Source organism: Verrucosispora sp. TAA-831, from assembly GCF_050780145.1.
In the GTDB taxonomy this organism is placed as follows: Bacteria; Actinomycetota; Actinomycetes; order Mycobacteriales; family Micromonosporaceae; genus Micromonospora.
In genome coordinates, this window is the sequence record NZ_CP192240.1 from 5,901,856 (window position 1) to 5,915,327 (window position 13,472).

Below are 13,472 nucleotides of genomic sequence, written 5' to 3' on the forward strand. Positions count from 1 at the left end.
GTGGACGGCCGTCGGAGGTGCGCGCCGTCGTCGTCCACAGGGCACGCATTCGACGGCCGACCCCGCCTAGCGTCTGCGGCGTGCGGGAGCCGAGGGCGGGAGGGGCCGATGGCACAGGAGGAGTTGACCGTGCGGCCGGAGACGCTACACCGGGTCGGGCGGACGCTCGGCGACACCGCCTACCGGGTGGTCCACGGCCCGGCGGGCGTACCGGGGCTGGCGGCACCGGACCGCCGGTGGTCGGCGGCGGAGGCGCTGGCCGCCCTGGAGACGTCGGTACGTACCTGGTGCGGGCGGCTCGGCGCGCAGGTGGCCGACACCGGGGACGCGGTGCGGGCCGCCGCCGGGGCGTACGAGTCGGTGGACGGTCGGGCCGCCACCCGGCTCGCCGCGGTGCCCCGGTGACCGGCTCGACACCGGCCCGGCCCGCCCCTGTCGGTTACGTCCAGCTCTCCAGCACCGACCCGACCGGCTGGCGGGCCGCCGGCACCGCCTGGGCCGGCCTGTCCGGGTTCGCCCGGCGACGCGCCGACGAACTCGCCGACGGCACGACGGCGCTGCGCGCCGGCTGGTCTGGGCGGGCCGCCGGGTCGGCCGGGGCCCGGTTGGCCGGGCTGCGGACCGAGCTGACCGCACTCGTCCCGGCCGCCGTCGAGGTCGACCAGGTGCTCGCCGGGTTCGCCGCCCGGCTCGCGGCGGCCCGCGCCCGGCTCTCCTCGGCCGTCGAGCTGGCCGCCGCCACCGGCGTGCTGATCGACCGGTCGGGTCGGGTACGCCCCGACCCGGCACGGGTGCCGCCGGAGCGGGCCGCCGCCACCACGGCCCCGGTGGCCAGCGGCATCCGGGACGCGCTCGACCTGGCGGGTGCGGCCGACCGCGAGGCCGCCGCGCGCCTCGGGCAGTTGTCCCGGGATGCCGCCGCCGGGTGGGTGGTTGCGCCGCCACCGGGTCGGCCCGCACCGCACACCGACCCGGCCCGGGTGCGGCTGTGGTGGGCCGGGCTCAGCACGGCACAGCGCCGCTGGCTGGTGCTGCACGAGCCGGAGCTGGTCGGTCGACTCGACGGAGTGCCGGCAGCCGACCGGGACCAGGCCAACCGGTCGCTGCTGGGCACCCGGCGGGAGGAGTTGCGGGCCCGGTGGGAGCGCCTGCTGGCCCGGGTGCCGCGCGGGCCGGTCGAGGTGGCCGGGCTCCGGGCGGTGGACGCCGCGCTGACCGGGCTGGACGCGCTCGCCACCCGGCTCGACGCGACGGAGTCGCCCCGGGCGTACCTGCTCGGCCTGGACGTGGGCGGGGAGGGACGCACGGTGGTGGCGCTGGGCGACCCGGACCGCGCCACCGGCGTGGTCACGTACGTGCCGGGGATGACCGCCGGGCTGGACGACGCCACCGGCGAGCTGGGCCGGGCGGCGCGGGTGCTGTCCCGCTGCGCCGACCTGGCACCGGGCCAGGAGACCTCGGCGGTGCTCTGGCTGGACTACGACGCCCCGGATTTCCTGCACGAGGCGGCCCGGGACGGGCAGGCCCGCGACGCGGGCGACGCGCTGCACCGGTTCCAGGAGGGGCTGCGGGCCACCCACGACGGGCCACCGGCCCGGCAGACGGTGCTCGGGCACAGCTACGGATCGCTGGTGGTCGGCACCGCCGCCCGGGACCACGGGCTCGCCGCGGACGCGCTGGTCTTCGTCGGCTCGCCCGGCGTCGGCGTGCGACACGCCGCCGAGCTGGGCATACCGCCCGAGCAGGTGTGGGCCAGCACCGCGCCGGACGACGTGATCCGGCTGACCCGCCCACCGGACGAGTTGGCCCGGCAGACGATACTCGGCGCCTCGCCGGTCGGGACCATCGTCGACTGGCTGGCCGGGCCGCGCGACGAACGCTGGTTCGGGCGCGACCCGGCCGAGCCGGGTTTCGGGGGCCGGACGTTCCCCAGTGGCCGGTACGGGCACACCGGCTACTGGGATCCGGCCAATCCCGCGTTGGACGGCATGGCGCGTGTGGTGCTCGGCCGGTGACCGCCCGGTCGTCGACCGCTCCTACTCGACGGTGACCGACTTCGCCAGGTTGCGCGGCTGGTCGACGTCGTGCCCCCGGGCGGCGGCGATCTCGGCCGCGAGCACCTGCAACGGCACGGTGGTCACCAGTGGGGCGAGCAGCGTCGGGGTACGCGGCACGTAGATCAGGTGGTCGGCGTAGCGGACGACCGCCGCGTCGCCCTCCTCGGCGATCACGATGGTGCGGGCGCCCCGGGCGCGTACCTCCTGGATGTTGGAGACGATCTTGTCGTGCAGCAGACCGCGACCGACCGGCGACGGCACCACGCAGATCACCGGAGTGCCCTGGTCGATCAGCGCGATCGGGCCGTGCTTGAGTTCGCCTGCGGCGAAGCCCTCGGCGTGCATGTACGCCAGCTCCTTGAGCTTGAGCGCACCCTCCAGCGCCACCGGGTAGCCGACGTGGCGGCCGATGAACAGCACCGTCGGCGCGGACTTCAGCTCGCGGGCCAGCTCCCGGACCGGATCGATCCGGCCGAGCAGCTCCCGCAGCTTGTCCGGCACCTGGTGGAGCTGCTCGACCACGGCCGCCACCTCGTCGGCGAACTTGATCCCGCGCACCTGGGCCAGGTGCAGGCCGATCAGGTAGCAGGCGACCAACTGGGTGAGGAACGCCTTGGTCGAGGCGACGGCGATCTCCGGCCCGCCGTGCGTGTAGAGCACCGCGTCGGACTCCCGGGGGATGGTGGAGCCGTTGGTGTTGCAGATGGCCAGCACCCGGGCCTTCTGCTCCTTGGCGTGCCGCAGCGCCATCAGGGTGTCCATGGTCTCGCCGGACTGCGAGATCACCACGATCAGGGTGGACCGGTCCAGCACCGGGTCCCGGTATCGGAACTCGCTGGCCAGCTCCACCTCGCAGGGGATCCGGGTCCAGTGCTCGATGGCGTACTTGGCGACCATGCCGGAGTGGTACGCGGTGCCGCAGGCGACGATGAAGATCTTGTCGACGTCGCGCAGGTCCTGGTCGCTGAGGCGGACCTCGTCGAGCATGATCTCGCCGCTCTCGGTCAACCGGCCCAGCAGCGTGTCGGCGACGGCCTGCGGCTGCTCCTCGATCTCCTTGAGCATGAACCAGTCGTAGCCGCCCTTCTCCGCGGCCGAGGCGTCCCAGTCGATGTGGAAGTCCTTGCCGGTGGCCGGCTGACCGGCGAAGTCGGTGATCTCGATGGTGTCCGCGGTGATCAGGACGATCTGGTCCTGGCCCAGCTCGACCGCCTCGCGGGTGTGCTCGATGAACGCGGCGACGTCGCTGGCGAGGTAGTTCTCCCCGTTGCCGCGCCCGACCACCAGGGGTGAGTTGCGGCGCGCGCCGACGACGGCCCCGGGCACTCCGGAGTCCACCGCGAGCAGCGTGAAGGCACCCTCCAGTCGCTGGCAGACCACCCGCATCGCGGCGGCGAGCAACTGCGGCCCGTCCGGGTGACCGGCGGCCCGCAGCTCGGCCAGTGCCTTGGCGAGCAGGTGCGCGGCGCACTCGGTGTCGGTGTCGCTGAGGAACTGGACGCCGTCGTCCTCCAGCTCCGCGCGGAGCTTGGCGAAGTTCTCGATGATGCCGTTGTGGATCACCGCGACCCGGCCGTCGGGCGACAGGTGCGGGTGGGCGTTACGGTCCGTGGGGCCGCCGTGGGTGGCCCACCGGGTGTGCCCGATGCCGGTGGTGCCGTCGCCGATGCCGATCGGGCTGGCTCCGCAACCGTCCGGGTCCTCGGCGGCCCGCTCGGAGAGCACCTTCTCCAGGTTGGCCAGTTTGCCGGCCTTCTTCTCGGTCAGCAGTTGCCCGTCGCAGACCACGGCGACGCCCGCCGAGTCGTAGCCGCGGTACTCCAGCCGCCGCAGGCCGTCGAGCACGATACCGAGCGCCGGCCGACTACCGGCGTACCCCACGATTCCACACATGGGTGGCAGCCTAACCAGTTCCGCTCACGATGTCTGCGCGAAAGCGGGGTAAACAATCACTGAATTTGAGCGATTAGCGCAACACCGGTGATCGGTGTCACGGAGCACGCAGCCGGGCCGGGTCGGGACGACCGGGCCCACCCGTACCCTGACGGGGTGACGAGCACCGATGTCGACCCGCTGGTGAGCCGGATGCGCCCGTTCGGAACGACGGTATTCGCCGAGATGTCCGCTCTGGCCGTGCGTACCGGCGCGGTGAACCTCGGACAGGGTTTCCCGGACACCGACGGCCCGCCCGAGATGCTGGCCGCCGCCGCCGAGGCGCTGCACTCCGGCCGCAACCAGTACCCGCCCGGTCCCGGCGTCCCGGAGCTGCGCGCCGCCGTGTCCGCACACCAACGCCGCTTCTGGAACCTGGAGTACGACCCGGACGGCGAGGTGGTGATCACGGCGGGTGCCACCGAGGCGATCGCCGCGGCGATCCTCGGCCTGTGCGAGCCGGGTGACGAGGTGGTCTGCTTCGAGCCCTACTACGACTCGTACGCCGCCTCGATCACCCTGGCCGGCGCGGTCCGGCGACCCGTCACGCTGCGTCCCGGCGACCACGGGCGGTACGCCTTCGACCCGGCCGACCTGCGGGCCGCGTTCGGGCCACGGACCCGACTGGTGCTGCTGAACTCACCACACAACCCGACCGGCAAGGTCTTCACCCCGGCCGAGTTGTCGCTGATCGCCGAGCTGTGCCAGGAGCACGACGCGTACGCGGTCACCGACGAGGTGTACGAGCACCTGGTCTTCACCGACGCGTCGACCGGGCACGTCCCGCTGGCCACACTGCCCGGGATGCGTGAGCGCACGCTGCGCGTCTCGTCCGCCGGTAAGACGTTCTCCTGCACCGGCTGGAAGGTGGGCTGGGTCAGCGGCCCGGCGGCTCTCGTCTCGGCGGTACTGCGGGTCAAGCAGTTCCTCACCTTCGTCAACGCCGCGCCGCTGCAACCGGCGGTCGCGGTGGCCCTGGCGTTGCCCGACGCCTACTTCACCGAGTTCCGGGACGGTATGCAGTCCCGCCGCGACCAGTTGATCAGCGGTCTCGGCGACGCCGGCTTCGACGTGCTCACGCCGGAGGGGACGTACTTCGTCACCGCCGACATCACCGGGCTCGGCGGCACCGACGGCGTCGACTTCTGCCGTACGCTGCCGGAGCGCTGCGGCGTGGTGGCCGTGCCCACCCAGGTCTTCTACGACGACCCGGAGGCCGGCCGACGGTTGGTGCGGTTCGCGTTCTGCAAGCGCCCCGAGGTGTTGACCGAGGCGGTGGCCCGACTACGCCGGGCGGACACGCACGCCTGATCCGACGGTCACCGCGCCCGGGCCCGGCGGCGCGCCGCCGACCAGCTCAGCACCATCGCGACGAGGAGCAGCAGCGGCGCGAGCTGGGCCAGCTCGGCGGCGGACCGGATGTCGTAGGTGACCGCGAGGAAGCGGGCGCGCTCGGCCGCGTCCTGCCACTGCGCCGGGTCCAACTCCAGGAAGTCGTGGGCGAGGGCGAACGCGAACGCCACCGGCACCGTCACGAGCAGCAGCGGCAGCCGCCAGCGGGTCGACCGACGCGCCGCGGCCCACCAGACCACGGCGGCCAACGCCACGGTCCCGACCATGACGACCACCGACGCGGTGCCCAGGCCGGTCCACCGGACGGTGCTGCGGTCCACCTCGGTCGCGGTCGCGCCGTACACGGTCACCCACGGTGCCGCGAGACCGACGAGCAGGGCCAACGTGCCGGCCCCCGCCAGCACGAACCGGCCGCCACCCGGCAACCGACCGGCCAGCACGGTCCCCGCCAGGGTGGCCACGCCGAGCACCGCGAACGTCAGGCCGGGGCTGTCGTAGCCGAACCGGATCGCCCCGTAGTCGTCGTCGAGCACCGGCGCCAGCCGCCGGACGACCTCCGCCCAGCGCGCCGCCGTCTCGTCCGGCCCGGACGAGACGCGGTGGGCGGCGCCGACCAGGACCGTCGACATCGCCAGCAGGGCACCGCCCGCCGCCAGGGCCGCCACCCGTCCCGCCCGCCCGGCCAGCACCGTGGCGGCCAGCGTCAACAGCACCAACGGTAGGAGTACGGCCAGGTAGGCCCAGCCCCAACCGCCGATCTCGGTGAGGCCCAGCGCGGCGGTGGAGTCCTGGTTGATCAGTGCGTCGTCCCGGCTGCCCAGCACCCGCAACGACACCTCGGACCAGGGCACCACCACCGAGGCGGCGATCAGCCCCAGGGCCAGCAGGATGGCGAGCAGGCGCCCCCAGCGGGCTCCGAGCCAGCTCTCCGGCACGTCCGCCCCACTCACGTCCGACGGGAGGTCGGCGGGCTGGTCGACGGCACCGAGGGAGCCTGGGTGAGACACGGTCACCTCCGTGAGAGCGGGCGGTACGGCGGTCGCCATGGTCGCACGACACACCTCGGGGCAGGGGGCACCACGGCCGCCCTGCCGCATCTTCGGCTCGTCCTCGCGTCGGTCAGGCCGGGCTGGCCGTGCTGACCTGCTCGGCGATCCGCTCGGCGACCTCCCGTGCGGTCGCCTCGGTGGCGGCCTCGACCATCACCCGCACCAGCGGCTCGGTGCCCGAGGGGCGCAACAGCACCCGCCCGGTCTCGCCCAGCTCCGCCTCGGCGCGTTCCACCTCGGCACGTACGGCCGGCGCGGCGGCACCGACGGTGCGGTCACCGACCGGCACGTTGATCAGCACCTGCGGCAGCTTGGTCACCACCCCCGCGAGGTCCGCCAGGGTACGGCCGGTGGCGGCCATCCGGGCCATCAGGTGCAGCCCGGTCAGCACCCCGTCGCCGGTGGTGGCGTACGCCGGCATGACGATGTGTCCACTCTGCTCGCCGCCCAGCGCCAGCCCGGAGGCGCGCAGTTCCTCCAGCACGTACCGGTCGCCCACCTTGGTCTCGACCAGCCGGATGCCCTCGGCGGACATGGCCAGGCGCAGGCCGAGGTTGCTCATCACGGTGGCGACCAGGGTGTCCCCGGTCAACGTGCCGGCCTCGCGCATGGCCAACGCCAGGATCGCCATCACCTGGTCGCCGTCGACCTCGTCGCCGTCGGCGGTGACCGCCACGCAGCGGTCGGCGTCGCCGTCGTGCGCGATGCCGAGGTGCGCGCCGTGCTCGACCACGGCCTGTCGCAGGGCGGCGATGTGGTTCGAGCCGCACTCGTCGTTGATGTTGAGCCCGTCCGGCTCGGCGTAGATCGCGACGACCTCGGCACCGGCCTCCCGGTACGCGGCCGGGGCGACCTCGGCGGCGGCGCCGTTGGCGCAGTCCACCACGACCTTGATCCCGTCGAGCCGGTGCGGCACGGTGCCCGCGAGGTGCTGCACGTAGTGGTCGGCACCGTCGAGCAGGTCGTGCACCCGGCCCACTCCCGCGCCGACCGGGCGCTTCCAGGCGGTGGTGGCGTTGGCCTCGATGGCCGCCTCGATCCGCATCTCGATCTCGTCGGGCAGCTTGTGCCCGCCGGCCGCGAAGAGCTTGATCCCGTTGTCCGGCATCGGATTGTGCGAGGCGGAGAGCATCACCCCGAGATCCGCCTTGGCCTCGGCGGTAAGGAACGCCACCGCCGGGGTGGGCAGCACGCCGACCCGGACCACCGTCGCCCCGGCGCTGGTGAGTCCGGCCACCACGGCCGCCTCCAGCATCTCGCCGCTGGCACGGGTGTCCCGGCCGACCACGGCGATCGGGGCGTGACTGCGATCCGACTCGGCGAGGGTGTGCGCGGCGGCGACGGCCACCGAGAGCGCCAACTCCGGGGTGAGGTCGACGTTCGCCCGCCCGCGTACGCCGTCCGTGCCGAACAACCGACCCATACCCACCAACCTCCGATGAAACTACCGTAATAGGTGAAAAGCGGACGGCCGGTCCACCTCCCAGGATCGAGGGGAGGCGGACCGGCCGTCCGTCAGAAGTACAAGGTGCGGCTGGAGATCAGCGCTTCGAGTACTGAGGAGCCTTACGGGCCTTCTTGAGGCCGTACTTCTTGCTCTCCTTGACCCGGGCGTCACGGGTCAGGAAGCCGGCCTTCTTCAGGGCCGGGCGGTCGTCGGGCTCGTTGACGATCAGCGCCCGCGCGATGGCCAGCCGCAACGCACCGGCCTGGCCGGTGGTGCCGCCGCCCCGCAGGTTGGCGATCACGTCGAAGGCCTCGGGCTTCTCGGCGGTGACCAGCGGGTCCTTGATGAGCTGCTGGTGCACCTTGCTCGGGAAGTAGGCTTCGAGGTCACGCCCGTTGCACGTGATCTTGCCGGTGCCCGGCACGATCCGGACTCGGACGATGGCCTCCTTGCGCCGACCCACGGTCTGGATCGGGCGGTCACCACGAGGCGCGCGGGCGACGGGCGCCGGCGCCTCGGTGGCCTCGGGGGCGACCTCGGTGGCGGTGATGTCGGTCATGCTGCTTCCTTCGCCCGCGCTCACTGCGCGATCTGCTTGATCTCGAACGGCGCCGGCTGCTGCGCGCCGTGCGGGTGCTCGGCACCGGCGTAGACCTTCAGCTTCTTGATCAGCTGACGGCCGAGCTTGTTGTGCGGGAGCATCCCCTTGACAGCCAGCTCAATGGCCCGCTCGGGGCGCTTGGCGAGCAGCTCCTCGTAACCGACCTGCTTCAGGCCGCCCGGGTAGCCGGAGTGGCGGTAGGCGATCTTCTGCTGCCGCTTGTTGCCGGTCAGCGCGACCTTGCCCGCGTTCACGATGACGACGAAGTCGCCCGTGTCGACGTGCGGCGCGAAAGTCGGCTTGTGCTTGCCCCGCAGCAGCGTGGCGGCGTGGGTGGCCAGGCGGCCCAGCACGACATCAGAGGCGTCGATGACGTGCCACTGACGCTCGATCTCACCCGGCTTCGGGCTGTACGTACGCACAGGTCTACCTTGTCTCGTCGTCGGTCTGGGGTAGCGCGCCGAGGTGACCAGGGCTTCTCGGTCGGACCAGCGCGCACGAACGACCAAGCGTACCTCAGGCGGCACGCCCACAGATGTCGTACAACAGCAGGCAACGATACCCGTAGCCCCGTCGGCCGGTCAAAACGGGGGTCCGGCGGGCGCGCCGGACGACCGGACAATACCCCGCACACCCACGCCCGGGCCATCCGGGACCCCGTCCGCAGGTACGCCACCCAGGTGGCCGCCAGCAACACCAGGAAGCCGACGTAGAAGTGAGCAGCGTCGGGAAGGCCGCCGAGTAGCCGATGAACGAGTGCCCGATCCAGCGACCGGGCCGGCGGTCCAGGTCCTGTTCGTCCGCGACGACCTCGGACGCGTGCTCGTGGTGGTCATGGCGCCGCAGCCAGGAATCGAGCGCCGGTGGTGAGGAACCCGCCGGGTCAGAGCTGCTGGAGGATGCGCAGCGCCCGGTCGATCTGCCGCATCGTCTCGACGTCGGCCACGTCCACGCACTCGGCGAACCACTTCTTCATCGGTGACGAGATCCGGTCCGGCATCACCACCCAGCCACCCATCGGCACCGCCAGAGGCGAGTCGCGCAGCAGCGCCGCCTCGACCACCTCGGCGACGATCACGATGGGCACTGCGGTGGAGTTGTAGACGTCCGAGCTGATCACGAGCCCGAGCCGCTCGCGGGCCCCGGCGATCCGCCAGACCTCGCCCCTACGCAGCACGCGGGCGACCGCCGAAGAGCAGGTCGTCGACCATGCCCACCTCCTGCGCGTCGGCCAACGAGGCCGACTCCAGGTCCAGCCCCGCCCGGCCGACCGCGGCGGCGTGCGCCGCGAAGACCTCACGCAGGGCCTTCTCCCGGGCCGCCTGGTCCATCCAGGCCGACAGGGAGAGCCCTTCGCGCTTGGCGAACCGCCGGGCCTCCGCGATCGTCTCGTCGGAGAACGACAGAGTCACCTTTGCTGTCATGCCGGTCAGACTACCCGTCGGTATGACCATCAGTCATCCGCCGGATACCGCGAGCTGTCGCCGGACGGGCCGGTGACGGCCGGGGCACGGCCGCCGAAGACGGCGAACCGCCACGCCTTGAAGAAGCAGTCCACGTCGACCAGGCCCGCCTCGGACAACCAGCGACACTGCTCCCCCACGGGCGCGGGCCGGTCGTACGCCATCCGTTGCGCGGCGGCGGCGATCTCGTCGGCGTCGGAGCCGCGCGCGGTGATCTGGGCCAGCCAGACCTCGTGGTAGCGCCGGTCCAGCTCGGCCGTCGGGCCGGTGACCTGTTCGGCGTTGACGAAGACGCCGCCGGGCACCAGCGCACCGGCGGCCCGCCGGTACAGGTCCCGCTTGCCGGCGTCGTCGAGATGGTGGACGGCGAGCGCGCTGACCACCGCGTCGTAACGCCCGCCGGGCAGCGGGTCGGTCAGGTCGGCCACCACCACCCGGTGCGGCACGCCACGACCGGTGAGCTGCTCGGCGGCGACGGCGAGCATCTTCGGCGCGGCGTCGACGAGGGTCAGCCGGACGTCCGGCACGGCGGCGGCGACGAGCAACGACAGCAGACCGGTGCCCGCCCCCAGGTCCAACACCTCGGGGGTACGTCCGGCGGCACGGGCGGCCCGCAGCGCCGGCTCGACGACCTCGACGGCGGTGCCGTAGAACCCGTCGAAGCAGGGCACCAGCCGCCGCCGCGCGGCGTCGTAGCTGCCGGCCACGGCGTCGAACGCCCGAGCCACATCCATGTCGATCCTCCGATCCGGAGTCTTCTCAAATATCAGGATTTTTGTTCCATATTGTAGACCCCTCGACCACACGCGCAGCCGGCGTGCGGTGTGAGGCGCTCTTGACAGGGCCGAAACAAACGGGACGCTGACCGGAAACCGCCCAACGGCACGCTTTGCCGACATGACAGACGGTGCACGGTCCGCAACTCGACCGGGGCAGTCGCCCCGGGAGGTGGCGACGCACTGCCCGTACTGCGCCCTCCAGCGCGGGATGACCCTGCGCCGGGAGGAGGACCGGATCGCCGTACGCCCCCGCGACTTCCCGACCAACCTGCCCAGAACCGATCCGGTGGAGGTGGGGCGATGAGCACCGCGACGACGCTGCGCTGGCACGTGGTCCGCCCGCTGGGCCAGCTGGACCCGGACCGGGGCGTGGCCGCCCTCGTCGACGGCGTGCAGGTGGCGATCTTCCGCACCGGGGACGGGCTGTACGCGATCGACAACCGCGACCCGGTCGCCGAGGCGTACGTGCTGTCCCGGGGCATCGTCGGCAGCCGGCAGGGCGTGCCCACGGTCGCCTCGCCGCTGCACAAGCAGGTGCACGACCTGCGCACGGGGGTTTGTCTCGACCTGCCCGGCGTCGCCGTGACCCGGCACGAGATCCGTTGTCGGAACGGCATGGTCGAGGTGCGGCTGCGACAGGAGGGGTGAATGGGCGAGGAACTGGCCGGCTTCACCATCGGGGTGACCGCCGACCGGCGGCGGGACGAACTCGCCGCGTTACTACAACGGCGCGGTGCTCGGGTGGTGCTCGCTCCCGCCCTGCGGATCGTGCCGCTCGCCGACGACACCGAGCTGCGCGAGGCGACCCGGACCTGTCTGGACCGGCCGCCGGACGTGTTGATGGCCAACACCGGCATCGGAATGCGCGGGTGGCTGGAGGCCGCCGAGGGCTGGGGGTTGGCCGAGCCGCTGCGCTCGGTGCTCGGCGACGCGTACGTCGTGGCCCGGGGCCCCAAGGCCCGGGGGGCGATCCGTGCCGCCGGGCTGCACGACCAGTGGTCCCCGGAGTCGGAGAGCTGCGACGAGGTGGTGGACCACCTGCGTCGACGGGGCGTGGCCGGGCAGGTGATCGCCATGCAGTTGCACGGCGAGCGACAACCGGAGTGCACCCGCGCCCTGGAGGACGCCGGTGCCACCGTCATCGAGATCCCGGTCTACCGGTGGGCGCCGCCGACCGACCCGGCCCCGCTGCACCGGCTCGTCGACCTGGTGGCCAGCCGTCTGGTGGACGCGGTCACGTTCACCTCGGCACCGGCCGCGGAGGCGTTGCTGCGGGCCGCCGGTGACCGTACCGAGACGGTGCTGGAGGCGCTGCGCGGTGACGTGCTGGCGAGTTGTGTCGGCCCGGTCACCGCCGAACCGCTGGTGCGTCGGGGCGTACCGGTCAGCGCACCGAGCCGGGCGAGGCTGGGTGCGCTGGTCCGCACCATCGTCGACGAACTGCCCCGTCGGACGGTCACCATCAAGGCCGCCGGACATCTACTCACCCTGCGCGGACACGCGGCGGTGATGGACGGTGAGCTGAGACCCCTGGCCCCGGCGCCGATGGCGGTGCTGCGGGCCCTGTCCCAGACGCCGGGTCGGGTGCTGTCGCGTACCGCCCTGCTGCGGACGTTGCCGCGCGGCGCCGACGAGCACGCGGTGGAGATGGCGGTGGCCCGGCTCCGGGCCGGGCTGAAGGCCCCCCGCGTGGTACAGACGGTCGTCAAACGCGGGTACCGGCTCCGGGTCGACTGACCGGACGCGGGAGCCCGCCGGTGGAGATCGATCCACCGACGGGCTCCCGCCCGGCACTCAGCCGACCGGGGTCGGAAAGCCCCGGTCGTGTTCGGCCTGCAACCGCGTCATGGCGTGCTCGACGACGGTCATCAGCACCCGCTTGACCGAGTCGCGCTGCCGGGCGTCGGTCAGCACCAGCGGTACGTCCGGCGAGATGGCCAGCGCCTCGCGGACCTCCTCCAGTTCGTACTGCTGCGCACCGTCGAACCGGTTCAGCGCGACCACGTACGGCAGGTTGCGGCTCTCGAAGTAGTCGAGCGGAGCGAACGCGTCGGTGATCCGGCGGGTGTCCACCAGCACCGTCGCACCCACCGCGCCCCGAATGATCTCGTCCCACATGAACCAGAACCGGGTCTGCCCGGGTGTGCCGAAGAGGTACAGGATCAGGTCCTGCGCCATGGTGATACGGCCGAAGTCCATGGCGACCGTGGTGGTCTCCTTGCCCGGCACCTTGGACGGGTCGTCGATACCGACGCCCGCCGCGGTCATCACCGCCTCGGTGGTCAGCGGTGTGATCTCCGAGATCGCGCCGACCAACGTGGTCTTGCCGACACCGAAGCCACCCGCGACGACGATCTTCGCGGAGATGATTCCCCGGCTCTGGCGGGCCCCGGCGGGGTCATAGCTCGCGAAGTCCACTCAGCACCCTTCCCAGCATTTCCATCCGCTCCTCGAAACCTGTGGCGGGAGCAGCCGTCTGTAGCGTCAACAGGCCCTCGGCCACCATGTCGGCGACCAACACCCGGGCGACACCCAGCGGTAGCCGGGTGTACGCGGCGATTTCCGCCAGCGATTCGGGCCGGCTCTCGCAGACCATGGCGATGCGATGCTTGTCATGCCCGGCAAACCGCGACTCGGCGATCTGGGTGGGGCTGGCTACCAGCACCGCTTCCAAGGCGATGTCCTGCCGCGGCTCGGTCCGTCCCCGGGTGACCGCGTACGGCCGCACCAGTGCACCACGCGGGTCACGTCGGTGTTGCTCCATCCGCGATCACCTCCTCTCCCCTTCGCC

16 protein-coding genes are annotated in these 13,472 nt (G+C 72.5%); 6 read left to right on the forward strand and 10 right to left on the reverse strand.

Features of this window, described 5'->3' with window-relative positions; translation table 11 throughout:
- The first annotated feature begins 108 nt into the window (after positions 1-108).
- Both ACQVFL_RS26190 and ACQVFL_RS26195 read left to right on the forward strand, forming a co-directional pair.
- Positions 109-405, forward strand: coding sequence for a hypothetical protein (locus ACQVFL_RS26190; protein WP_396690328.1), 297 nt, complete (start codon positions 109-111; stop codon positions 403-405).
- Positions 402-2,015 (forward strand): alpha/beta hydrolase, encoded by a 1,614-nt coding sequence (locus ACQVFL_RS26195; RefSeq protein ID WP_431727808.1) that lies wholly within the window; start codon positions 402-404, stop codon positions 2,013-2,015. Before ACQVFL_RS26190 ends, ACQVFL_RS26195 begins: the two co-directional genes overlap by 4 nt.
- Positions 2,016-2,036: 21 nt before the next feature.
- On the opposite strand, the gene glmS is transcribed toward ACQVFL_RS26195, so the two are convergent.
- Entirely contained in the window at positions 2,037-3,950 is a 1,914-nt protein-coding gene (gene glmS, locus ACQVFL_RS26200) for a glutamine--fructose-6-phosphate transaminase (isomerizing) (protein WP_396690324.1), read from the reverse strand.
- A gap of 156 nt (positions 3,951-4,106) precedes the next feature.
- On the opposite strand from glmS, the gene ACQVFL_RS26205 reads away from it, so the two are divergent.
- Positions 4,107-5,300, forward strand: a complete 1,194-nt coding sequence (locus tag ACQVFL_RS26205) for a pyridoxal phosphate-dependent aminotransferase (RefSeq protein ID WP_431727809.1) — start codon at positions 4,107-4,109, stop codon at positions 5,298-5,300.
- An 8-nt stretch (positions 5,301-5,308) separates the two neighbouring features.
- Here ACQVFL_RS26205 and ACQVFL_RS26210 read toward each other — a convergent pair whose 3' ends face one another.
- The 7 genes from ACQVFL_RS26210 to ACQVFL_RS26240 form a co-directional block, all read right to left on the reverse strand.
- Entirely contained in the window at positions 5,309-6,349 is a 1,041-nt protein-coding gene (locus ACQVFL_RS26210; protein ID WP_431727810.1) for a hypothetical protein, read from the reverse strand.
- A 112-nt stretch (positions 6,350-6,461) separates the two neighbouring features.
- Entirely contained in the window at positions 6,462-7,814 is a 1,353-nt protein-coding gene (glmM, locus tag ACQVFL_RS26215; RefSeq protein WP_396690319.1) for a phosphoglucosamine mutase, read from the reverse strand.
- A 118-nt stretch (positions 7,815-7,932) separates the two neighbouring features.
- Complete coding sequence (gene rpsI / locus ACQVFL_RS26220; protein WP_102658823.1) at positions 7,933-8,397, reverse strand: 30S ribosomal protein S9; 465 nt, start codon at positions 8,395-8,397, stop codon at positions 7,933-7,935.
- A 20-nt stretch (positions 8,398-8,417) separates the two neighbouring features.
- Entirely contained in the window at positions 8,418-8,861 is a 444-nt protein-coding gene (gene rplM / locus ACQVFL_RS26225) for a 50S ribosomal protein L13 (RefSeq protein WP_350692820.1), read from the reverse strand.
- A gap of 461 nt (positions 8,862-9,322) precedes the next feature.
- The gene (locus ACQVFL_RS26230) at positions 9,323-9,616 is read right to left on the reverse strand and encodes a type II toxin-antitoxin system PemK/MazF family toxin (RefSeq protein WP_396690316.1); all 294 of its coding nucleotides are present in this window, start codon (positions 9,614-9,616) and stop codon (positions 9,323-9,325) included.
- On the reverse strand, positions 9,606-9,893 hold the full coding sequence (locus ACQVFL_RS26235) for a hypothetical protein (RefSeq protein WP_396690314.1): 288 nt from the start codon (positions 9,891-9,893) through the stop codon (positions 9,606-9,608). The genes ACQVFL_RS26230 and ACQVFL_RS26235 overlap by 11 nt, the downstream gene beginning before the upstream one ends.
- Positions 9,893-10,636: a class I SAM-dependent methyltransferase gene (locus ACQVFL_RS26240; protein WP_431727811.1), complete on the reverse strand. Its 744-nt coding sequence runs from the start codon at positions 10,634-10,636 to the stop codon at positions 9,893-9,895. The genes ACQVFL_RS26235 and ACQVFL_RS26240 overlap by 1 nt, the downstream gene beginning before the upstream one ends.
- Before the next feature lie 163 nt (positions 10,637-10,799).
- On the opposite strand from ACQVFL_RS26240, the gene ACQVFL_RS26245 reads away from it, so the two are divergent.
- The 3 genes from ACQVFL_RS26245 to ACQVFL_RS26255 are packed head-to-tail and all read left to right on the forward strand — an operon-like array spanning position 10,800 to position 12,418.
- The gene (locus ACQVFL_RS26245; RefSeq protein ID WP_431729933.1) at positions 10,800-10,985 is read left to right on the forward strand and encodes a hypothetical protein; all 186 of its coding nucleotides are present in this window, start codon (positions 10,800-10,802) and stop codon (positions 10,983-10,985) included.
- The gene (gene nirD, locus ACQVFL_RS26250; RefSeq protein ID WP_431727812.1) at positions 10,982-11,329 is read left to right on the forward strand and encodes a nitrite reductase small subunit NirD; all 348 of its coding nucleotides are present in this window, start codon (positions 10,982-10,984) and stop codon (positions 11,327-11,329) included. Before ACQVFL_RS26245 ends, nirD begins: the two co-directional genes overlap by 4 nt.
- A complete protein-coding gene (locus ACQVFL_RS26255) occupies positions 11,330-12,418 on the forward strand; it encodes a uroporphyrinogen-III synthase (protein WP_431727813.1) in 1,089 nt (362 codons plus the stop codon).
- A 57-nt stretch (positions 12,419-12,475) separates the two neighbouring features.
- Here ACQVFL_RS26255 and ACQVFL_RS26260 read toward each other — a convergent pair whose 3' ends face one another.
- Both ACQVFL_RS26260 and ACQVFL_RS26265 read right to left on the reverse strand, forming a co-directional pair.
- On the reverse strand, positions 12,476-13,099 hold the full coding sequence (locus ACQVFL_RS26260; protein WP_396690307.1) for a GTP-binding protein: 624 nt from the start codon (positions 13,097-13,099) through the stop codon (positions 12,476-12,478).
- A complete protein-coding gene (locus ACQVFL_RS26265) occupies positions 13,080-13,445 on the reverse strand; it encodes a DUF742 domain-containing protein (protein ID WP_117226208.1) in 366 nt (121 codons plus the stop codon). The genes ACQVFL_RS26260 and ACQVFL_RS26265 overlap by 20 nt, the downstream gene beginning before the upstream one ends.
- Between the last annotated feature and the right edge of the window lie 27 nt (positions 13,446-13,472).